Origin of the sequence: Bacillus sp. CR71, assembly GCF_003429245.1 — a bacterium.
GTDB lineage: Bacteria > Bacillota > Bacilli > Bacillales > Bacillaceae_G > Bacillus_A > Bacillus_A thuringiensis_S.
Window position 1 is genome coordinate 4406984 of record NZ_CP031748.1, and the last position, 22001, is coordinate 4428984.

Below are 22001 nucleotides of genomic sequence, written 5' to 3' on the forward strand. Positions count from 1 at the left end.
AGAACTCACGTTTTCAACCTCCCCTTCACGAATAATCCCTCTTTACTTTTCAACTTTTAACGTTTGTAAGTATGCATTTAATGCATCAATTTGATCATCCGTTAAGTTGCCATATTTGCCAGTCATTTTGTTTCCTGGCTTCATATTTTCAGGATCTTTCAGCCATTTTTTTAAGTTTTCTTCATTGTTTTCGGCAATACCGGCAACCATATCGCGATCCGCAAAGTTTGCTAAGTTTGGTGCGATACGAGCGGAAGGTGGTCTACTATCATTAGATCCAACTGCGTGACAACCAATACAGCTTTTATTAAATATTTCTTGGCCCTCTTGCGCCTTTGTTGAAGCTACTTCTTTCTTCCCATCAATCTTCTTCATATCAGCAAGCCAATTTTTGTACTCGCTTTCATCTAAAGCTTTCACTTTAAATTGCATTAAAGAATGTGATGGGCCGCAAAATTCTGTACAAAAACCATTATAAGTGCCCGATTTATCTGCCTTTAACCACATTTTGTTCACATTGTCTGTATTTGTATCCATTTTCCCAGCTAAAGATGGAACCCAAAATGAGTGTTTAATATCGGCACCCTTCAAATTTAAATACACTTTCTTACCTGTGGGGATGACTAAATCTTGCGAAGTTACTATCTTTTCTGATTTGTAAGAAAATTCCCACCAATAAAGATTCGCTGTTACATCAACAACGATAGTATCTTTATCAATATTCTTTTTCTCCATCGCACTTACATCAGCAAGTTTGAATGTATATGTAACCGTTGGAACAGCTAAGATTAGTAAAAGAATAATCGGAATAACTGTCCATATAATTTCTAGCTTGTGATTTCCTTCAACTTGCTCTGGAATATAATCTTCCTGACCTTTCTTTTGTCGGAAACGCACAATTACATACAAGAAAATAATAGTAACTACTAGTACTACTCCTACCATGATTGCACTCGCCAGTAGAAGTAAATCATATTGCATTTTTGCTACTTCTCCTTGCGGAATTAAAGTAGATTGAAAGGCTTTACCGCATCCCCCTAACAGTAAAGCCAGCAGTGAAACGAACGAAAGCAGTCGCCACTGTTTCTTCATACAAACAACCCCCACTTTCCTTGTGAATTAGATTGTACTTTATAGTTAAGTAAAGTAAATCTCAACGTAAAGAAATCCAATTATGTCGTTGTCTTAGAAGAATGTAACTACAATCATTGATACAAATAAGATTGTTAAATAATTTAGGGAATAAACAAACATTTGCACGGACCATTTTATGTCATCTTTCTTACGGAATCCATAAAATCCTAAAACGATCCATCCGATGTTAAGCAGTGTTGCAATTACCATAAATGTTATCCCTAGTCCACTCATATAAAATGGTAGTGGTAATAAACATACTGTCCAAATCATAATTTGGCGTTTCGTAATTTCAAATCCATGAACTACAGGAAGCATTGGAATTCCTGCATTTCGATATTCATCAACACGTTTCATCGCTAATGCAAGGAAATGTGGGATTTGCCAAATAAACATAATTAAAAATAACATCCAAGCAATTGGATGACCTAAAGATGGATCGATTGCTGCCCATCCAATTAAAGGTGGAACTGCACCAGATATACTACCTACAACAGTATTTAGTGTATACTTTCTCTTTGTCCATAAACTATATAGAACAACATATGTGAAAGCACCAATAAATCCCATTAAGACTGCCATTGGTGTTGTTAATAATAAAAATACAAAACCAAGAAGTAATATGACTAGTCCAAATGTAAGTGCAAATCCTGGTTTATACTTTCCAGTAACCGTTGGACGGGTCTTTGTTCTTTCCATTAATGGATCGATGTCTCGATCAATGTAGTTGTTTAAACAACATACCCCTGCCATAACTAATCCAGAACCAACGATTGTAAAGAATAACTTATCCAGATTGTCCATTACACTTAATCCATTAAAGTGTAATGCCAACCAAAATCCTGTAAATACAGTAAGTGTATTTGAGTTTACAATCCCCATTTTAACGAGTGCTTTTAAATCTTGTATCCGAGTTGTTTCCGGTACACTTGTAACAGCGGACTCATCATGCAGCTCACTTGTTGCATGGTTCATCACTCTAACCCCCTCTTAAAACTTTCATCTTTCTTTTTGCGCCTATTTCAAATGAAATAATTCGCTTCTATATAGCAATATTATTACAGTAGAAACATTGTTAACCCATTCTACTACTAATCTACGCCCATACTCCAATATATTAAATCATATTTCCCGAACATTTTGTGAAGAAAACATGAACTTTTTGTGTCGAATATAAAAAACTTCATTCTGACTTGTCCTTATCATAACATGATGTTACCTTCTATAATAAACTATTTTATCCTATTTAACACGTATTCTCCCCATTTCTTTTCAAAACAGCCTATTTTTCACCTAAATTTTTCCTTAGGAACCCTGTTTTTACACCTATTTTCTCCCCCTTTCCTTTCCCCTCCATTTCTTTGCTATTTTATTATTTTTTATATATCATAGGAACTAGCGCGTTTTATTCTATACATAATGGAATGAAAATATTTCGCAATAACTTCATAGCAGAAAGATGGTGAAAGAGATTGCAACGCTTTATTAAATGGTTAGCAGTCATTACAAGCCTTGATTTATTAATAGTTTTATTAGGAGGCGCTTTAGTTACAAAAACAGGTTCTGGTCAAGGTTGTGGTAAATCATGGCCACTTTGTAACGGTGAATTTGTTCCATCTAATTTATCAATGGAAACTATTATTGAACTTAGCCACCGATTAACATCAGGATCAGCTGGAATTCTTGTCACTCTCCTTTGTATTTTGTCCTGGAAATATTATAAACATGTGCGTGAAACAAAAACGTTAGCAATTTTATCCTTCGTATTTTTAGTTGCACAAGCATTAATGGGAGCAGCAGCAGTTGTTTGGGGACAAATGCCAGCTGTACTTGCTATCCATTTCGGTATTTCCTTAATTTCATTTGCTTCTGTCATTTTATTAACGTGTCTTATCTTTGAAATTGACCAAAAATTTGATGCACGTTCTCTTATTATGGACAAAAAAATGAAATTTCATATTTATGGTGTAACAATTTACAGTTATATCGTCGTCTACACAGGTGCTTTAGTACGTCACGAACGAGCTAGCTTAGCCTGTCCAGACTTTCCTTTATGTAGCAAAAACAGACCTATGCCAACTCAACTACATGAATGGGTTCAAATGGGCCATAGAGTTGCAGCGATGTTAATTTTCGCTTGGATACTATACGCGATGATTCTCGCTATTCGCCATTACAAGCAGCAACCTGTAGTATATTGGGGATGGATCATTTCATTTATCCTTGTTACACTTCAAGCTGTAGTAGGAGTTTTAGTTGTATTTACAAACGCTAGTTTAGCGATGGCATTGTTACATTCTCTATTCATTTCTTGCTTGTTTGCCGTACTATGCTATTTAGTTATGTTAGGAACAAGAAGTAAAGTGAATGCAAAAGAAGCCGGATCAACTTCTAAACAAACAAAATAATTTAAAACTAAAATCCCTTGCCAATTAGGCAAGGGATTTTTTGCAATAAAGAAAAGAGCTGTATTTACACAGCTCTTTTCTTTATTTTAGTGATCTAATTCAATAAGTAAATCACCCGTTTGAATTGCATCACCATCGTTAACATATACTTTTTTCACTTTACCATTAAACGGCGCTTGAACTGTCGTTTCCATTTTCATTGCCTCTGTAATTGCCATAGAATCGCCTTTTTTCACTTCATCGCCTTCTTTTACAACTACTTTAATTACCGTTCCTGGCATTGTTGCACTAATGTGATTTGGATTTTCACGGTTTCCTTTCACACGTTGTGCAACTGTTGCTTTCACATTCTCGTCTTTCACGACAATTTCACGTGGTTGACCATTAAATTCCAAGTAAAGGACACGATTTCCATCCGGCTGTGGTTCTCCAATTGATACAAGTTTAACCATCAATGTCTTACCTTGTTCAATCTCCACATCAATTTCTTCACCTAGTCTCATACCATAGAAGAACGTCGGTGTATCAAGTACAGATACATTTCCATAAAGCTCAGCAACTTTTTCATAGTCCATAAATACTTTTGGATATAATGCATATGCAACTACATCAAAAATTGTTACTTCGCGTCCAAGTTTATGGAATAATTCTTCTTTTAACGCGTCGAAATCTACTGGCTCTAGTAGTTCACCTGGTCTTACTGTTAACGGCTCTTTCCCTTTTAAAATAATCTTTTGCAATTCTTTCGGGAAACCACCGTACGGTTGACCTAAATCACCAGAGAACATTTCAACAACAGATCCCGGGAAGTCCAACGCATGTCCACGCTCTAAAACATCTTGTTCTGTCAGGTGGTTTTGAACCATAAATAATGCCATATCGCCAACAACTTTTGATGACGGTGTTACTTTTACAATATCTCCAAACATGTCATTCACACGACGGTACATTACTTTCACTTCATCAAAGCGATCTCCTAAACCAACCGCCTTCGCTTGTTGTTGAAGATTACTATACTGTCCACCTGGCATTTCATGCATATATACCTCTGTGTGAGGTGCATTCATACCACTTTCAAACGGTGCATAGTATTTGCGTACATCTTCCCAATAATGAGATAGCTTTTCTAAAGAATCGATATTAACATCTGGTTGTCTTTCATTTCCACCTAGTGCATAGAATAATGTGTTCGCACTCGGTTGTGACGTTTGACCAGCCATAGAACTCACTGCTACATCGACAATATCAACACCTGCTTCAATTGCCTTCGTATACGTTAATATACCATTTCCACTCGTATCGTGCGTATGCAGGTGAATCGGAATCGATACCGTCTCTTTTAATGCTGAAACTAAATCATATGCTGCGTTTGGTTTTAGTAAGCCAGCCATATCTTTAATACCTAAAATGTGAGCTCCCGATGCTTCCAACTCTTTTGCTAAGTTTTTATAATAATTCAAATCATATTTACTACGTAATGGATCATGAATATCTCCTGTGTAGCACATTGTTGCTTCTGCAATTTTACCAGTATCTCGTACAGCATCAATTGCAACTCTCATGCCTTCTACCCAGTTTAAACTATCAAAAATACGGAATACATCAATGCCAGCTTGAGCAGAACATTCTACAAATTTTTGGATTAAATTATCTGGATAGTTTTTGTATCCAACTGCGTTTGAAGAACGAAGTAACATTTGGAATAACACGTTCGGCATTTTTTCACGAAGATCTAGTAATCGTTCCCATGGATCTTCTTTTAAGAAACGATACGCAACATCAAACGTTGCACCGCCCCACATTTCCGCTGAGAATAGGTTCGGTAACATTCTCGCTGTTGGCTCTGCAATTTGATGTAAATCTTTTGTACGAATACGAGTTGCAAGTAATGACTGATGTGCATCACGGAATGTTGTATCCGTCAAAAGTACACGTTTTTGATCCTGTACCCACTTTACTAATCCGTCCGCTCCACGCTCATCCAAAATTTGTTTCGTGCCATTTTGGATTGGCTCTGAGTGTAATACATTCGGTATACGAGCATCTGGAAAAATTGGTTTCTCTTTTTTCCCTACTCCTGGGAAGCCATTTACTGTTACTGAACCAATATAATTTAACATTTTCGTTCCGCGGTCTTTACGTTTCGGGAACAAGAATAGTTCAGGTGACACATCAATAAACGAAGTATCATATTCTCCTGATAAAAAGTTTTTATGTTTTACTACATTCTCTAGGAATGGAATATTTGTTTTAATACCACGAATACGGAATTCTTTTAAGTTACGTTCCATTTTTGCAGCTGCTTGCTCAAAAGTAAGTGCCCAAGTTGTAACTTTTACAAGTAAAGAATCGTAGTACGGTGTAATAACTGCACCTTGGAAGCTATTTCCTGTATCAAGACGCACACCAAAACCACCGCCTGATCGATACGCCATAATTTTTCCTGTATCCGGCATAAAATTATTTAGCGGATCTTCAGTTGTTACACGAGATTGAATTGCAAATCCATGCACAACTACTTCCTCTTGCTTCGGCACACCTACCATTTTGCTATGTAATGAATGTCCATCAGCTATTAAAATTTGTGATTGAACGATATCTACTCCTGTAATCATTTCTGTAATCGTATGTTCTACTTGAACACGTGGATTTACTTCAATGAAGTAAAACTCATCATCTTTTACAAGGAATTCTACTGTTCCTGCATTTAAATAGTTTACATTTTTCGTTAACTTCACAGCAGCATCACAAATACGCTGACGCAAATCATCTGAAAGTGATACACTCGGTGCTATTTCTACAACTTTTTGATGACGACGTTGTACAGAACAGTCACGCTCGTATAAATGAACAACATTGCCTTCTTCATCTGCTAAAATTTGTACTTCTATATGTTTAGGTTTTTCAACGAATTTTTCGACGTAAACTTCATCATTACCAAAGGCTGCTTTCGCTTCTGATTTCGCTCGATTATATGATTCTCCTAATTCCTCACTAGTACGCACAATACGCATACCACGACCGCCACCACCAAGGGACGCTTTAATAATAATCGGGTAATCATACTTTTCAGCAAATTTTTCGACTTCTTCTAATGAATCTACTGGACCATCACTACCAGGTATAACTGGAATTTGTGCTAGCTGCGCTTGTGTTCTTGCTTTCACTTTATCTCCAAACATATCTAAATGCTTACTTTTCGGACCGATAAAGATAATTCCTTCTTCTTCGCAACGTTTCGCGAATTGAATATTTTCTGACAAGAAACCATATCCAGGGTGGATTGCATCTACATGATTACTTTTTGCAATCTCAATAATGCCTTCAATATCTAGATAAGCATCAATTGGTTTTTTTCCTTCCCCAACTAAATAGGACTCATCGGCTTTATAGCGATGATAAGAACCACTATCCTCTTTAGAATAGATTGCAACTGTTTTTAATCCTAGTTCCGAACAAGCTCGAAACACACGAATTGCAATCTCTCCACGGTTAGCTACCAATACTTTTTGAATACGTTGCAGCTTTGTCATGATTTTCCCCCTCTACTTTCCTACCACTCTAGAGATAAAATATATACACACCTTAAAAAGCGTGAAGTTCTTCACTTTCCACATTATATTATACTTAGAAAGCTTCACTTTATTTTTATCCATCATACCTTATTTTTTAACAAATGATAAGTTTTCTGTGCAATTTGTTTCACAAAAATAGTATAGCATACCTCTTCCTTTTCTAACAACTTAATTGTATATCACATTCAACTTAATGTGATATATCTTTTAACTGAAATATATATTAATACATCACATTTAAAACTACTTAAAAATAAAAAACACATTATGCTCTAAAGCACAATGTGTTTTTTATTTTACAACTACAAGATGTGGTCCATTTTGTTCTTTTTCTTTCATTAATCCATTCTGTTGTTTCTCTTGTCGTTTCACGTGACTAGCAATATTGAGTAGTATCCCCATCGCAAGTAGATTAGCTAATAAAGAACTACCACCGTAACTGACAAACGGTAATGGTACTCCGGTAAGTGGTATTACCCCAGACATACCACCAACATTAATAAACGTTTGAACTCCAAACAAGCTTGCAATTCCGATAGCTATTAAACTTCCAAATGGATCTGTACACTTTTGTGCAACTCTAAATGACCGAATAATAATTAGTAATAAACAGATTAAAATGATAGCTACACCTATAAAACCAAGTTCTTCAGATATAATTGCCATTATAAAATCCGTTTGCGGTTCTGGTAAATAACCATATTTTTGTACACTATTCCCTAATCCTCTACCATTAAGCCCTCCAGAAGCGATTCCAATAAATGAATTCACTAATTGAAATCCATCCTTTTGAGGATCATTAAACGGATCAAGGAAAACAGAAAAACGTGCCTTTTGATATGGATTTAATGCATAATTACCAAGCAGATATAGTGCTGGAATCCATACTATAGAAGTTAAAGCAATTCGTTTAATCCATAAGTTAACCTGTACTCCCGAACAAAGAAACATAATTCCTACTGTTCCTGCAATTAACAAATCAGTACCTAAATCATTTTGCTTTAATATTAAAAACATGATTATACCAACACCAATAAGTACTGGACCTGACCCTTTGGAAACAGGTGTATTCGTTTCTTGTCTTTTGGCAAAGAAATGAGCTAAGACGAGAATAACTGTTATCTTAACAAATTCTGCAGGCTGTATTCCAAATATCCACCCGTTTGCACCGTTTACTTTCTTAGTGAAAAAAGCAGCTGCAGCTAATAAGGCAACACTAGCACCGTAACTCCCCAACAAAAAAATTCGTTTTCTCCAAACTTTATATGGGATAGTAGCAATAATTATTAATACTATTGTCCCAACAACTAAAGTAATTAATTGTCTTTTAAAAAAGAAATTTGCTGGTTTATCAAATCTCGAAATCGCAACAATGGAACTAGAACTATATACCATTATAACTCCCAGCACACATAAGATAACAAGAGGAAGTACCAATGAATAATCCATTGATTTCCATACTTTTTTCATTTCATTTCCTCTTTCTGTTTCAATTTAATTATTGTTGTATTCCATATGTACATTGATTCTTCCTGCTTTATTATACAAATAAAAAGCTCAAACTAATTTAGTTTGAGCCCCCTTATTTGAACCCGTTATTGTTGTTTGTTTGTAAACGCTTCATGAAGTGCAGATAACTCACGTTCGAGCTCACCTAACATTGCTTTCCCTTGTTCTTCTGCAATAAGACCAAGGCGAACTGCAAAATCGACCTCGCGGGATAGTCCAAACATTTGTGTGTCTAACACTTCTTCATATAATGGACATTGCGGCATTGTAAGATGGTCCATTTGCACCTTAATAAGTCTTAAAATCTTCTCTGCATCCGCTTGTAGAAGGGCTAGTGCCTTTTCCTGATGATTTGCTACTGTCTCAGACGCCAAATTGATTCCCTCCGTTTCCGTCCTACTCTCCTCTATCCTATCTATTAATATTAGCGATAGTTTTCATAAATTGCAATAGAAACATTTTTTGTGACAACAGTGTCTAATACTATTATACTGAAAAGTGGGAGTATAACACAAATGGGGGAAGAACAATGAGCGAAATTTTATTTATTAACGGAAAAGTACGTTTTCCAATCACTATTGATCCAACTGTTTGGATCTTTGATGATCGAAAAGTAGATTTGACAACTTACTTTGATGAAACTAGAGAAAACACGTCTGAACTAGAAACTTATTTAAAAAACACTTCAGAACATTGGGATCGCGAAATCCGTGATGGTGCTGCCTTCCCGCCGATACAACAAAGTGTGAAGAAATATAAAAAAGAACAGCTGATTACTGGAACATTTGGTATACCATTTCATCCATTCCTTGCTAACGCTGAAATTTTAGAGGGCACTACGCAAGTTGAAATTGAAACGGTAGATCATACAATGACACTTCCATTAGAAACTGTCAAAAATGCTATACTAGGCTTTTCAAAAGAAGGAAAACCATTAAAAGAAGACGGACCTGTTCATCTCTATTTCAATGATGGATCTAATCGACAAAATCCAATCCGGAACATCCGTAAATTTACAATTATTTAAAGAAAAGGAGTGAGCTTAAGCTCACTCCTTTTTACAATAAATCTGCTGCTAGTTGAGCTAAATTAGATCGCTCCCCTTTAACAAACTTCACATGACCACTAATGCGCTGTTCTTTAAACTTCTCTACAACATACGTTAAGCCATTATTATATTCATCTAAGTATGGGTGATCAATTTGCTGAGGATCTCCCATCAATACAATCTTACTCTTTTCCCCTACCCTAGTTAGTATCGTTTTCACTTCATGCTTTGTTAAATTTTGTGCTTCGTCAATGATAATGAACTGATCTGGAATACTTCTCCCGCGTATATAAGTAAGGGCTTCTACTTCAATTGAACCCATTCCAGCTAAAATAGCATCTAACTCTCCTGGCTTTTTCGTATTAAATAAATACTCTAGGTTATCAAAAATTGGCTGCATCCATGGTCTTAACTTTTCTTCTTTTTCTCCTGGTAAATAACCGATATCTTTTCCGACTGGGACAATTGGTCTTGCAACGAGTAATTTTTTATATAACCCTAAGTCTTCTGTTTGCATAAGTCCCGAAGCTAATGCAAGTAACGTTTTTCCTGTGCCGGCTTTCCCTGTTAACGTTACAAGCGGAATATCTTCACGAAGCAACAATTCTAATCCCATGATTTGCTGCACGTTTCGTGGTCGTATCCCCCACACTTGTTCATTGTGAAAAATAAGTTTCTTTACCTTCTTACCTAAGTGATCCACGATGCCAAGCGCAGAACTAGAGCCCCCCAATGCATCTTTCATTACTACAAATTGATTTGGATAAAAAGGATGATTCGCAATTTCAGATAGAGGCAATTCACCTTTCTCATAAAAATAATCCAATTGTTCTTTTGATATATATCCTTCTAAAAAGCCAGAATATATATTTTCTACTTCAATTACGCGATCACTTAAATAATCTTCAGCCTTCAAACCAATTGCATCAGCTTTTACCCTTACGAGTACATCTTTACTTACTAAAATAACAGACTTCCCGTCCTCTTTTTCCTGTTCTTCTAAAGATAGATTTTTTGCTACAGCTAAAATTCGATTATCATTTGTTTTTTCTACAAAAATATCTTGTAGTTGCACAAATGAACGATGGTTCAATTCAATACGAAATGTTCCGCCGTTTTCTAGCGGGATACTTTCATGCAACTTTCCTATTTCACGAAATTTATCTATTAACTTAGATACATAACGAGCGTTTCGTCCTACTTCATCCATATAACGTTTTTTCGAATCAACCTCTTCTAATACAACTGCTGGAATCACTACTTCATTGGTTTCAAATGAAAAAATAGATAAAGGATCCTGCAAAAGTACATTCGTATCTAACACATAAATTTTATCCAACCTGTTACCCCCTGACTCCACTTTTAAATTTGTAGAACAAGGGTTTCATCCATAAAATATGGACGAACCATTGTTATAATTATATGTACCGTGTAAACGAGGTAGAATCGAAAATCATAGTCATTAAACCTTTTATTTATTCTTTATTCATTTCTATTCAATATATTACCTTTTATTATAATTATTAACGTTAAATCACAATAACCGATTACAAAAGTGAATAAACGAATTTCTTATTTAGCATCTTTATAATTCTCTTATCCCTACTAGCACTTCGTTATCCAGCTTTTTCGCTGCCCGAAGATCATATGTTTTTTCATATGTTGGTTCAATTGCAAGTTTCGCTCCATAAAACATAACATCACGCACTTCTTGCACATTTACTTCTATTACAGTTAATTTTAAAGAAATACCTTCCATTCTATCTGTCAAAATTTCACCTGCACCACTTATGGAAAATACGGATTCATTCGCCATTATAGTCAATACCACACCTGTATTATGCCGTATATTTTCCACAATACGTGAACGTTGATCTACTGCAAATCGAATACTAGTTTTACTCACTGCATACACCCAAGAAATAGCACTTACGTTAGGAACTTGTTTTTCGAAATCTGTCGTTGCTATCATAACAATACACTCTTTACGCAACGTTTGTACTAAACCCTCTGTTAAGGTAGGCTCTACTACATTCGCCATATTTTCACCTCCAAACATACTTGGTATATCCTTATCATAACTTATTTTTTGAATTGCGAAAATATTATTTTTTCCCACTATTATTCAAAAACATTATACTTCCATGATATACTTATACTGATAGAATTCGTATTGAGGTGACGAAATGAGAGTCAAATGTATGATTTGTGATAAAAAAGATATGTTAGATGATGAAAATCCTATGGCAAAAAAACTGCGTAATCGCCCTATTCATACATATATGTGCATGGAATGTTCGGAACGAATTGCAGAGCGTACAATGGAACGTCATGCAAGTGGTAATTTCCGATTATATCGTGATAAAAAAATCGAAGATGATTGGTAAAATGTAAATAAGTCCTTACTCATATAGATAAGGACTTATTTATATTTTTCTGGTTCACGATTCATCTGATCCAAAAAACAATCAATGGCTTCTAACGGAAACCTTGCAGATTTCCGTTCTCCATTTATTTCGTATGTAATTAAATACATCTCCTCGTTCTTTTCGACTTCCACATTTTTTAATTTATGTTCTTCATATATCATATTTTGAAATAACAAATACGTTTCTTTTGCAGCACTATCATCTGAACGTGCTTCAGCAACTGTTTTAATTGTTAACCAATTATATAGTGCATCTTGTACTGAACGCATAAAAACTCCCCCTTCCTCATCCTGCTTTTTGTTGTTTCGCTTGACGCAAACGTAATCTATAAATCCCAAGTACAATTGCTGCTACAACAAGTCCTTCTCCAACGGGTAAAAATACAGCAAAAAAGGTTAATACTGTACATCCAATTGCTAATGATATGTATATCACAATATTTTTAAGTACAGACAACTTTCTAGCAAACCCTAAATTATAGACGAGAGCACTTAATATAATAATCGTCCCATAAAGTAACCACATTCCTAACTCTGGATTTTCATCTACCTTACACAATTTTGCAAAAAAAGACATCCTTTCTAACACACTCTTCCCCCCTAGCAGTAAAATACAATTTTCTTTATACACTTAATACAAGAGTAACTCGCAAAAAAAATACTGTCCACAAAAAAGAGTAAATATTCTAAAAAATAAACAAAATAAAAAACAACGACCTTTTATAAAGGTCGTTGTTTTTTTGTTTTTACGCTTCAACCGATTTCTTTTTCTTAGCAGCTCTTTCGCGCTCACTCTTATCAAGAATCTTTTTACGCAGACGAATTGATTCTGGAGTTACTTCACAGAACTCATCATCGTTTAAGTACTCTAATGATTCTTCTAAAGTCATTAGGCGTGGTTTCTTCATTGTTGAAGTTTGATCTTTCGTCGCAGAACGAATGTTAGTTTGTTGTTTCATTTTCACAACGTTAACTGTTAAGTCGTTCTCACGAGTGTGTTCTCCAACAATCATACCAGCATATACTTCTGTACCTGGTTCAACGAAGATTACACCACGGTCTTCAACTTGCATAATACCGTATTGTGATGCTTTTCCTGTTTCAAGTGAAACTAGAACACCTTGGCGACGTCCACCAACTTGTCCAGCGTGTACTGGTTGGTAGCAATCGAATGTATGGTTTAAAATACCGTAACCACGAGTTAATGTTAAGAATTCTGTTGTGTAACCAATTAAACCACGTGCTGGAACCATGAAAGTAAGGCGCACTTGACCGTTTCCGTTATTCACCATATCTAACATTTCACCTTTACGTGCACCCATAGATTCCATAATAGAACCAGTGTATTCTTCAGGTACATCGATTTGTACGCGCTCTACAGGTTCACATCTTACGCCATCAACTTCTTTAATGATTACCTCTGGCTTAGATACTTGTAATTCATAACCTTCACGACGCATGTTTTCGATTAAGATAGATAAATGTAGTTCCCCACGTCCAGATACGATCCACGCATCAGGAGACTCTGTATTATCTACACGTAAACTTACATCTGTTTCTAATTGTGAACGAAGACGCTCTTCAATTTTACGAGATGTAATGTATTTACCTTCACGACCTGCAAATGGGCTGTTATTTACAAGGAACGTCATTTGTAGTGTTGGCTCATCAATACGTAGTAATGGTAACGCATCTTCATGCTCAACCGGGCATACCGTTTCACCAACGTTAATGTCTTCCATACCAGAAACGGCTACTAAGTCCCCAGCTTTTGCTTCTTCGATTTCTTGACGTTTTAATCCAATGTAACCGAATAATTTCGTTACGCGGAATTGTTTTACACTTCCGTCAACTTTCATTAAAGCAACTTGTTGTCCAACCTTCATTGTACCGCGGAATACGCGTCCAACTCCAATACGTCCAACATAGTCGTTGTAATCAAGAAGTGCTACTTGGAATTGAAGTGGCTCTTCACTGTTATCAATCGGTGCTGGAATATGTTCGATAATTGTATCAAATAATGATTTCATATTCTCTTCTTGATTTGCTGGGTTTGAATCTAAGCTTGCTGTTCCGTTCATTGCTGATGCAAATACAACTGGGAACTCTAATTGATCTTCGTTTGCACCAAGCTCAATGAATAAGTCGATTACTTCATCAACTACTTCATCAGGACGAGCGAAGTCACGGTCAATTTTGTTTACAACTACGATTGGAGTTAAGTTTTGCTCAAGAGCTTTCTTTAAAACAAATCGTGTTTGTGGCATACAACCTTCATATGCATCAACAACAAGTAAAACACCATCAACCATTTTCATGATACGTTCTACTTCTCCACCGAAGTCAGCGTGACCTGGTGTATCTAAAATGTTAATTCTTTTATCTTCATAGTGAATCGCTGTATTTTTCGCTAAAATTGTAATACCGCGTTCTCTTTCTAGATCATTTGAATCCATTGCGCGTTCTTCAACGTGTTCGTTCGCACGGAAAGTCCCCGCTTGACGTAATAACTGGTCAACAAGTGTTGTTTTACCATGGTCAACGTGGGCAATAATTGCTATATTACGTAAATCTTGTCGTTTTTTCAACATGTCCAACTCCTAATGTCTTTTTAATCCTTCTCTATTATAAGAGCGAAGGGGATACAATAGCAATTAAAATAAAAGCAAGAATGAAAATATAGTTGTATTCTTACTTTTGTGAAAGTAAAATGAGATTGGAGGGTGAAGAAATGGAACACATTCAATATCGCTTTTTATTAACCGCAATTATCGGTGTTATTTTCTTAATCGGTATCGGCATTATGATTGCTGAAAATAGTCCAATCGGTATTATTATTTGCATTATCGGCACATTTGTTGCAGTTGGGTACGGTTTTGTAACAAAAAGAAAAATGCGCAAATCACAATAACGCTAAAAAGTAAGAAGCTTATACACAGCCTCTTACTTTTTTTGTTGCTCTAATATAAACGATAACACTTCTTCATACACTCCTGGTTTTGCAACTAACACACTGCTCTTCTCTATGATAGAAAGTGGCGCTCCAGAGAATGTCGTCACCTTACCTCCAACTTCTTCTACAATTATCTGTCCTCCGCCAAAATCCCATGGTGATAATCTCGGCGTTACATATGCATCTATTCTTCCTGTTGCAACGTATATCATCTCTAGTGCTGCACAGCCATATGATCTCGTGCCCCTTGCTTTCTTAACAAGTGCCATCATACTTTCCATATTAAGCAATGGATTATCTGTAAGCCATATCGCATTTAAAGCTACAATACCTTGCTCTACAGTTCCTTTTTCCAATGGAGGAATTGATATATCATTACAAAAAGCTCCGGATCCCTTGACTGCATGATATAGTTCATCGTGCACTGGATCATAAATAAGTCCAATCTTTCCGATACCGTTCTCATAAATACCAATTGAAATCGCAAAATTTCTTTTTTGATGAACAAAGTTCATCGTACCGTCAATTGGATCAATTAACCAAACAACCCCGCCAGAAGACGTTATCTCGTCTCCATAACCCTCTTCTCCTAAAATATTATGATTCGGGAATGTTTCTTTAATTTTCCCAATTAAAAACCGTTCTATCTCTCGGTCCATATTTGTAACTAAGTCAGCTGCATTTGATTTTGTTTCTATAATAAGTGCTTTTTTCATTGATGCCATCAAATGCTCTCCTGCATCCCGAATCCACCGTTTGGCGTGTGCATCGATGTCTTTCCATACTTCTTGCATGTTTAAACACTCCGATCTATACTGTTCACAGAAAAAACGAACCCTTTATAAGGTTCGCACCAACTAATTTTTTATACATATACTATTATTACGCTTCTAAACGAATCATTTCAAGTCTTAACACTTCTAACTTTTGTACACACTCTTCTTTTTTCTGTTTATCATCTTCCATCATCGCATCATATAAAGTTGCTAATTCATAATCTAGCTCCAAACGTAGCACCGGTATTCTCTTTTCGGCATCTGTTCTCTTTAACGCATTAATCACCTGTCTCATATTATTTGCCTCCTCCCAATATTCGTCTGCCCTCGGACTAGAATTAATTCAATTTTCTGATTTTTTGTTTTATACTATACTATGTTGGATAAATCATCTATGCAACAAAATTATATTTTTTATTTTAATTTTTTTGTGCTGTTTTTTTTATGAATAGTACAAGCTATGCTAAAATAAAAGCAAAATAGGAGTTGGAGGAACAATCATGACAATACAAACATTCAAGTCAACTGATTTTGATGTCTTTACAGTTGATGGTCTCGAAGAACGAATGAGTGCAATTAAAACGAACATTCATCCTAAGCTAGAAGCTTTAGGGGAACAATTTGCAGAATACTTATCCAAACACACTGATGAGAACTTTTTTTATCATGTTGCAAAACACGCACGACGGAAAGTCAATCCACCAAACGATACTTGGGTTGCTTTTTCAACAAATAAACGAGGATATAAAATGCTACCGCATTTCCAAATCGGCTTATGGGGTACTCATGCCTTCATATACTTTGGTTTAATCTATGAGTGTCCACAAAAAGTTGAGACGGCTCATGCCTTCTTAGAACATTTAAATGATTTAAAAACAAATATTCCAAATGACTTCGTTTGGTCCATTGACCATACTAAACCAAGTGTGAAATTACATAAAACACTTGAAACCGAAGACTTACAAAAGATGATTGAACGACTAGCTACTGTAAAAAAAGCAGAATTATTAGTTGGTATTCATATATCACCAGAGGAGTTTTCAGCAATGACCAACGAACAATTCCTTGCTAAGATTGAATCTACGATGCAACCACTCCTTCCTTTATATGCACTTTGTAATCGATAGTAGAAAACGGACAATTTATATTGTCCGTTTTTAGTTGTTATCACATTATATCACTTCAGTTTTTATTTTTCAAAATATTTTTATATTTTTACAACCTTTTGTTCTTCAACTTCCTTTGCCCTTTGAATAGCACGATATATAGAGTATCCACTTACTTCTTGAAACTCTTTATCAATTTTCTTTTCTTCTGCTTTCGATGGAACAATCTCTTTAAAACGACGATATAAACCCATTAATTCTTCTCTTATAATTCCTTTTTCATAAGCTTTCTCAATCGCTTCATAAAACTTCACAATTGTAACCATTTCCTCATTTGACCAATCATAATCTAACGGATATTGATATTCCATTTCGCACCTCATTTATCATTTCTTCTTGTTTCATTATGCTATCTTAAAGAGAATATTTTATTATTCATTATAGCCACTCTGCATTATACACTATTTATTCATTTTAATGGAATTGTCTTCCTCTATTCATTAGTTGAGGCTAACTATTAAACATACTCACCTTAAAAACATTTTTTTCTATACATCTATAATTATTGGTGATATAATGCTTTTGTTTTATAGAAAATAAAGTGAAGCTACCATCTCAAAAACGATTTTTTGAATGGCAGAAAAACAAGCCTCATTCTAAAAAAAGACTTACCTTTTTTAGAGCAGGATTATATAAAACAAATTATACTAAATATTATGAAGAAGAAGGGGTGTATAGATTGTCCCAATACGAAACACCATTGTTTACCGCTTTAGTTGAGCACAGTAAGCGAAATCCAATTCAATTCCATATTCCTGGTCATAAAAAAGGACAGGGCATGGATCCTACATTTCGCGAATTTATTGGGCATAATGCATTAGCAATTGACTTAATTAATATTGCGCCACTCGATGATTTACATCATCCAAAAGGTATGATTAAAGAAGCACAGGATTTAGCAGCCGCTGCATTCGGTGCAGATCATACTTTCTTTTCTATTCAAGGTACAAGTGGCGCTATTATGACAATGGTGATGAGCGTTTGCGGTCCTGGTGACAAAATCCTAGTACCACGAAACGTGCATAAATCAGTAATGTCAGCTATTATTTTCTCAGGTGCAAAACCGATTTTCATGCATCCTGAAATCGATCCGAAGCTCGGTATTTCTCATGGAATCACAATTCAATCTGTCAAAAAAGCACTTGAAGAGCACTCAGATGCAAAGGGCTTACTTGTTATTAATCCAACGTACTTTGGGTTTGCTGCAGACTTAGAACAGATTGTACAATTAGCACATTCTTATGACATCCCTGTACTAGTCGACGAGGCTCATGGTGTTCATATTCATTTTCACGATAAATTGCCGATGTCGGCGATGCAAGCTGGTGCAGACATGGCAGCAACAAGTGTCCACAAATTAGGAGGCTCTTTAACTCAAAGTTCTATTCTTAATGTGAAAGAAGGCTTGGTGAATGTAAAGCATGTCCAATCTATTATTAGCATGCTTACGACTACATCAACTTCTTACATCTTGTTAGCATCACTTGATGTTGCCAGAAAACGTCTTGCCACAGAAGGAACAGCACTCATAGAACAAACAATACAATTAGCTGAACATGTTCGTGATGCTATAAATTCTATTGAGCATCTTTACTGTCCTGGAAAAGAAATGTTAGGTACAGATGCTACCTTTAACTATGATCCTACAAAGATAATTGTATCTGTAAAAGATTTAGGTATTACCGGCCACCAAGCTGAAGTATGGCTTAGAGAGAAATATAACATTGAAGTAGAACTCTCAGATTTATACAACATACTATGTCTTATCACTTTGGGAGATACAGAAAGTGATACAAATACACTTATTGCAGCATTACAAGATTTAGCAGCAACATTTAGAAATAGGGCAGATAAAGGTGTTCAAGTACAAGTAGAGATTCCAGAAATTCCAGTGCTAGCACTTTCTCCTCGAGATGCTTTTTATTCGGAAACAGAAGTCATTCCATTTGAAAATGCAGCGGGTCGTATTATAGCTGATTTTGTTATGGTTTATCCGCCAGGGATTCCAATCTTTACTCCGGGGGAAATTATTACACAAGAAAACTTAGAGTATATTCGTAAAAACTTAGAAGCAGGTTTACCTGTACAAGGTCCTGAAGATATGACATTACAAACATTACGTGTTATTAAAGAGTACAAGCCTATCAGTTGATAGGCTTTTTTTTCACCTTTTTTCCTATTCTTCATACGATACTAAAGAATGTAACGTATAGGTGGGGATACTATTATGATTGTAATAGGCCGTTCTATTGTACATCCTTATATTACAAATGAATATGAGCCATTTGCAGCAGAGAAACAACAAATTTTATCAATAATGGCAGGAAATCAAGAAGTTTATTCCTTCCGAACAGCTGATGAACTCAGCTTTGATCTCAATTTACGAGTTAATATTATTATCTCTGCACTAGAACTTTTTCAAAGTGGATTTCAGTTTCGCACATTTCAACAATCCTTTTGCAACCCCCAGTATTGGAAAAGAACATCCCTTGGAGGATTCGAGCTTCTTCCAAACATACCACCTTCTATTGCCATACAAGATATTTTCAAAAACGGAAAACTATATGGAACTGAATGTGCAACCGCTATGATCATTATTTTTTATAAAGCTTTATTATCATTGTATGAGGAAGAAACTTTCAATCGTCTATTTGCAAACCTTTTACTTTATACATGGGACTACGATCAAGATCTAAGGCTCATAACAAAAACCGGTGGCGATCTTGTTCCAGGTGACCTCGTTTACTTTAAAAACCCACAAGTGAATCCAGCTACGATTGAGTGGCAAGGAGAAAACACAATCTATTTAGGAAATTTCTTTTTTTACGGACATGGCGTAGGTGTAAAAACAAAAGAAGAAATTATTTATTCATTAAATGAACGACGAGTCCCTTACGCTTTTATTTCAGCTTTCTTGACCGATACTATTACCCGTATCGATAGCCGTATAATGAGCCAATACGCTTCTTCTAGTACACCACAGACATCCATAAGCTTTATTCCAATTAGAGATGATGCAATCGTTGCAACAGTTGGCCATACAACTACAATTTATTAAAAAAGCGCCTACACATGTAGGCGCTTTTTCTTATTATTAAGCTTTTGTATGTTCTTTATGGTCACATTCGCAATGAGATCCACATTTCCCGTATAGTACTGTTGATTTTTCATCTTCAAAATGTCCAATTGTTCCTTCACATACTTGGCATACGATTGTTCCCATTTTCATTTCCCCCTGAGTTTTAATAGTAATCTATTTATTTATCATTAAGCTTTCGCATTATCTTTTCTAGCACAGTCACAATTTGTTCCACATTTTCCGTAAAGTACCGTCGTTTTCTCATCTTCAAAATGTCCGATTGTTCCTTCACATACTTGGCATACGATTGTTCCCATTTTTCATTTCCCCCTAAGTTTATGGTCCTAAAAACTTTTAGCTGTCCATTTCCTATCAATTATTGGGCTTTTGTATGCTCTGTGTGATCACATCCGCAAGATCCACATTTCCCGTAAAGTACCGTTACTTTCTCATCTTCGAAGTGTGCAATTGTACCTTCACAATCTTGACATACGATTGTTCCCATTTTTCATTTCCCCCTAAGTTTATAATCCCAAAAACTTTTTGTAACCGCTTAACTTTCTGTCTTTATTTTAATATGTTATACTTTTTACGTCAATAGGTTTTTAGTATAACACATTAAATATTTTAAATTTAAATTAGTATGCGATATTCAAATAAAAAAACAGCCATATTTATAAGTACGACTGTTTCACACTAATTATTCTTCATATTCCGCATGTAAAGAAGTTGACGGAACAAGAAATTTGAAAAACTGAGCTAACTCCTTCGCTTCCTCTTCTGATCCTAATTTAAAAATCTCCTGTATATATTGAACATTCTCTACATCATCTCGTCCGAGTAAAGTAGACCTTCCTGTTTGCATACAAACAATGAGCGGCTTTCCAAAAAACATATTTGTATAAATAACACCAAAATCATAACGTGTATCATGTGTCATAAACCCTAAAAATCGTACCTTCACACTTTCATGCTCATCATACAATTTTTCAAACATTGGTTTCCACCTTTCTACATCACGTTTCATTACTAGTATATTAAACAAAACATGTAATACTCCTTTTAATTGTCAAAAAATTCAGTAGGATGTAGAATGATAGTATTCTACTAAGTTAGGGGGGAAGTTATATGCAACATGCCTTTATTACGCTTGTACCTAAATCCAATCAACAATCTGTTTCAGTAGATGATATAAAACAACTTTTTCATTATTATAAAACAGTTACTTCTAAAACTGGGGCCCAAATTAATTACACGTATACAAATACCGCTTTTCCTTATGAAATTTTAGATACATCTACAACAACATTAAAACTTCAATCCAATCACGACCGGTATGACTCAATTTATATTGGTGTTGGTATAGAAAATGAACAATCTTTCATCCAAGTTTCTTTACCACCTAATGCAACATATGGTGACAAAGGGAAAGCGAATGAATTTTGCCGTTTTTTAGCGAAGAAATTAGAAGGAGAGTTACAATTATTTAATGGAAGAACAATGTATTTTTATAAACGTTAATTTAAAAAATAGATAATATGATTAAAAATAGTATACAATTCGAACATGTAAGAAATAAAGCTTGCTTTCTTACGTGTAATACAAAATATGCTATTACATAGGCTAAATACAGGAATACGAAAAAAAGAATAACTTTATAATGAAACTTATCACCATTCGATAATGTTAATACAGTGGAAAAGCCACTCCATAGTAGTAAATGATAAAATATAACATGTAATATTTTCATGGAACCTTCTCCTTTGACATGCTCTATTTTATTAATATATGGGGTTAAGTTTGAATCAATTACATATTATAGGATGATATATATTACCTTTGAAGTAAGTTACGCCTAAATCATTTGTTAAAGTATTATATATTCATTCGACAAGTACGTTTAAAGACCTTGCAAGTCATTTGAT

At 35.2% G+C, this 22001-nt stretch carries 26 protein-coding genes; 8 read left to right on the top strand and 18 right to left on the bottom strand.

Going from position 1 to position 22001, the window contains the following annotated elements:
• Positions 1-42 precede the first annotated feature (42 nt).
• The gene (gene coxB / locus DOS87_RS21940) at positions 43-1092 is read right to left on the bottom strand and encodes a cytochrome c oxidase subunit II (protein WP_000745273.1); all 1050 of its coding nucleotides are present in this window, start codon (positions 1090-1092) and stop codon (positions 43-45) included.
• A 93-nt stretch (positions 1093-1185) separates the two neighbouring features.
• Positions 1186-2109, bottom strand: coding sequence for a protoheme IX farnesyltransferase (gene ctaB, locus DOS87_RS21945; protein WP_001015054.1), 924 nt, complete (start codon positions 2107-2109; stop codon positions 1186-1188).
• A gap of 497 nt (positions 2110-2606) precedes the next feature.
• On the opposite strand from ctaB, the gene ctaA reads away from it, so the two are divergent.
• Positions 2607-3542 carry a heme A synthase gene (gene ctaA / locus DOS87_RS21950; protein ID WP_001188745.1) on the top strand — a complete coding sequence of 312 codons (936 nt, stop codon included), beginning with the start codon at positions 2607-2609 and terminating at the stop codon, positions 3540-3542.
• An 86-nt stretch (positions 3543-3628) separates the two neighbouring features.
• Here ctaA and pyc read toward each other — a convergent pair whose 3' ends face one another.
• From pyc to DOS87_RS21965, 3 genes are all read right to left on the bottom strand, one after another.
• A complete protein-coding gene (gene pyc / locus DOS87_RS21955) occupies positions 3629-7075 on the bottom strand; it encodes a pyruvate carboxylase (protein WP_000164058.1) in 3447 nt (1148 codons plus the stop codon).
• Positions 7076-7408: 333 nt separating this feature from the next.
• On the bottom strand, positions 7409-8587 hold the full coding sequence (locus DOS87_RS21960) for an FtsW/RodA/SpoVE family cell cycle protein (RefSeq protein ID WP_000758416.1): 1179 nt from the start codon (positions 8585-8587) through the stop codon (positions 7409-7411).
• 125 nt (positions 8588-8712) lie between these two features.
• Entirely contained in the window at positions 8713-9000 is a 288-nt protein-coding gene (locus DOS87_RS21965) for an Fpa/YlaN family protein (protein ID WP_000135694.1), read from the bottom strand.
• A 155-nt stretch (positions 9001-9155) separates the two neighbouring features.
• On the opposite strand from DOS87_RS21965, the gene DOS87_RS21970 reads away from it, so the two are divergent.
• Positions 9156-9653, top strand: a complete 498-nt coding sequence (locus tag DOS87_RS21970; RefSeq protein ID WP_016077289.1) for a hypothetical protein — start codon at positions 9156-9158, stop codon at positions 9651-9653.
• 31 nt (positions 9654-9684) lie between these two features.
• On the opposite strand, the gene DOS87_RS21975 is transcribed toward DOS87_RS21970, so the two are convergent.
• Together DOS87_RS21975 and DOS87_RS21980 are read right to left on the bottom strand one after the other, a co-directional pair.
• Positions 9685-11013, bottom strand: a complete 1329-nt coding sequence (locus DOS87_RS21975; RefSeq protein ID WP_000358083.1) for a PhoH family protein — start codon at positions 11011-11013, stop codon at positions 9685-9687.
• Positions 11014-11259: 246 nt separating this feature from the next.
• Complete coding sequence (locus tag DOS87_RS21980) at positions 11260-11715, bottom strand: pyridoxamine 5'-phosphate oxidase family protein (protein ID WP_000024600.1); 456 nt, start codon at positions 11713-11715, stop codon at positions 11260-11262.
• A 145-nt stretch (positions 11716-11860) separates the two neighbouring features.
• Between DOS87_RS21980 and DOS87_RS21985 the strand changes: the two genes are divergently transcribed.
• On the top strand, positions 11861-12061 hold the full coding sequence (locus tag DOS87_RS21985; protein WP_002082250.1) for a YlaI family protein: 201 nt from the start codon (positions 11861-11863) through the stop codon (positions 12059-12061).
• 35 nt (positions 12062-12096) lie between these two features.
• Here DOS87_RS21985 and DOS87_RS21990 read toward each other — a convergent pair whose 3' ends face one another.
• The 3 genes from DOS87_RS21990 to typA form a co-directional block, all read right to left on the bottom strand.
• A complete protein-coding gene (locus tag DOS87_RS21990) occupies positions 12097-12372 on the bottom strand; it encodes a hypothetical protein (protein ID WP_098578246.1) in 276 nt (91 codons plus the stop codon).
• A 16-nt stretch (positions 12373-12388) separates the two neighbouring features.
• Positions 12389-12691 carry a YlaH-like family protein gene (locus DOS87_RS21995; protein WP_000893662.1) on the bottom strand — a complete coding sequence of 101 codons (303 nt, stop codon included), beginning with the start codon at positions 12689-12691 and terminating at the stop codon, positions 12389-12391.
• A gap of 157 nt (positions 12692-12848) precedes the next feature.
• Positions 12849-14693, bottom strand: coding sequence for a translational GTPase TypA (gene typA / locus DOS87_RS22000; RefSeq protein WP_000914761.1), 1845 nt, complete (start codon positions 14691-14693; stop codon positions 12849-12851).
• A gap of 140 nt (positions 14694-14833) precedes the next feature.
• On the opposite strand from typA, the gene DOS87_RS22005 reads away from it, so the two are divergent.
• Positions 14834-15013, top strand: a complete 180-nt coding sequence (locus DOS87_RS22005) for a DUF5325 family protein (protein WP_000400123.1) — start codon at positions 14834-14836, stop codon at positions 15011-15013.
• Positions 15014-15045: 32 nt separating this feature from the next.
• Here the strand turns inward: DOS87_RS22005 and DOS87_RS22010 are convergent, their stop codons facing one another.
• Positions 15046-15849 (bottom strand): inositol monophosphatase family protein, encoded by an 804-nt coding sequence (locus DOS87_RS22010; RefSeq protein ID WP_001158709.1) that lies wholly within the window; start codon positions 15847-15849, stop codon positions 15046-15048.
• Positions 15850-15937: 88 nt separating this feature from the next.
• A complete protein-coding gene (locus DOS87_RS22015; protein WP_001250164.1) occupies positions 15938-16126 on the bottom strand; it encodes a hypothetical protein in 189 nt (62 codons plus the stop codon).
• Between the two features lie 205 nt (positions 16127-16331).
• Here DOS87_RS22015 and DOS87_RS22020 point away from each other — a divergent pair, with 205 nt between their 5' ends.
• The gene (locus DOS87_RS22020) at positions 16332-16958 is read left to right on the top strand and encodes a YktB family protein (protein WP_000155316.1); all 627 of its coding nucleotides are present in this window, start codon (positions 16332-16334) and stop codon (positions 16956-16958) included.
• A gap of 80 nt (positions 16959-17038) precedes the next feature.
• On the opposite strand, the gene DOS87_RS22025 is transcribed toward DOS87_RS22020, so the two are convergent.
• Positions 17039-17308, bottom strand: coding sequence for a UPF0223 family protein (locus DOS87_RS22025; RefSeq protein WP_000456553.1), 270 nt, complete (start codon positions 17306-17308; stop codon positions 17039-17041).
• A gap of 368 nt (positions 17309-17676) precedes the next feature.
• Between DOS87_RS22025 and speA the strand changes: the two genes are divergently transcribed.
• Positions 17677-19149 carry an arginine decarboxylase gene (gene speA, locus DOS87_RS22030; RefSeq protein WP_000084903.1) on the top strand — a complete coding sequence of 491 codons (1473 nt, stop codon included), beginning with the start codon at positions 17677-17679 and terminating at the stop codon, positions 19147-19149.
• 75 nt (positions 19150-19224) lie between these two features.
• Positions 19225-20055 (top strand): protein-glutamine gamma-glutamyltransferase, encoded by an 831-nt coding sequence (locus DOS87_RS22035; protein ID WP_000635339.1) that lies wholly within the window; start codon positions 19225-19227, stop codon positions 20053-20055.
• Positions 20056-20091: 36 nt separating this feature from the next.
• Here the strand turns inward: DOS87_RS22035 and DOS87_RS22040 are convergent, their stop codons facing one another.
• The 4 genes from DOS87_RS22040 to DOS87_RS22055 form a co-directional block, all read right to left on the bottom strand.
• On the bottom strand, positions 20092-20220 hold the full coding sequence (locus DOS87_RS22040) for a GapA-binding peptide SR1P (RefSeq protein ID WP_000536796.1): 129 nt from the start codon (positions 20218-20220) through the stop codon (positions 20092-20094).
• A 44-nt stretch (positions 20221-20264) separates the two neighbouring features.
• Positions 20265-20393, bottom strand: a complete 129-nt coding sequence (locus tag DOS87_RS22045) for a GapA-binding peptide SR1P (protein ID WP_000536803.1) — start codon at positions 20391-20393, stop codon at positions 20265-20267.
• A 59-nt stretch (positions 20394-20452) separates the two neighbouring features.
• Positions 20453-20581: a GapA-binding peptide SR1P gene (locus tag DOS87_RS22050; RefSeq protein WP_000536778.1), complete on the bottom strand. Its 129-nt coding sequence runs from the start codon at positions 20579-20581 to the stop codon at positions 20453-20455.
• A gap of 195 nt (positions 20582-20776) precedes the next feature.
• Positions 20777-21073: a DUF3055 domain-containing protein gene (locus tag DOS87_RS22055; RefSeq protein ID WP_000462038.1), complete on the bottom strand. Its 297-nt coding sequence runs from the start codon at positions 21071-21073 to the stop codon at positions 20777-20779.
• Positions 21074-21204: 131 nt separating this feature from the next.
• On the opposite strand from DOS87_RS22055, the gene DOS87_RS22060 reads away from it, so the two are divergent.
• Complete coding sequence (locus DOS87_RS22060; RefSeq protein ID WP_001163316.1) at positions 21205-21597, top strand: DUF1885 family protein; 393 nt, start codon at positions 21205-21207, stop codon at positions 21595-21597.
• Between the two features lies 1 nt (position 21598).
• Here the strand turns inward: DOS87_RS22060 and DOS87_RS22065 are convergent, their stop codons facing one another.
• Positions 21599-21826, bottom strand: a complete 228-nt coding sequence (locus DOS87_RS22065; protein ID WP_000697469.1) for a hypothetical protein — start codon at positions 21824-21826, stop codon at positions 21599-21601.
• Between the last annotated feature and the right edge of the window lie 175 nt (positions 21827-22001).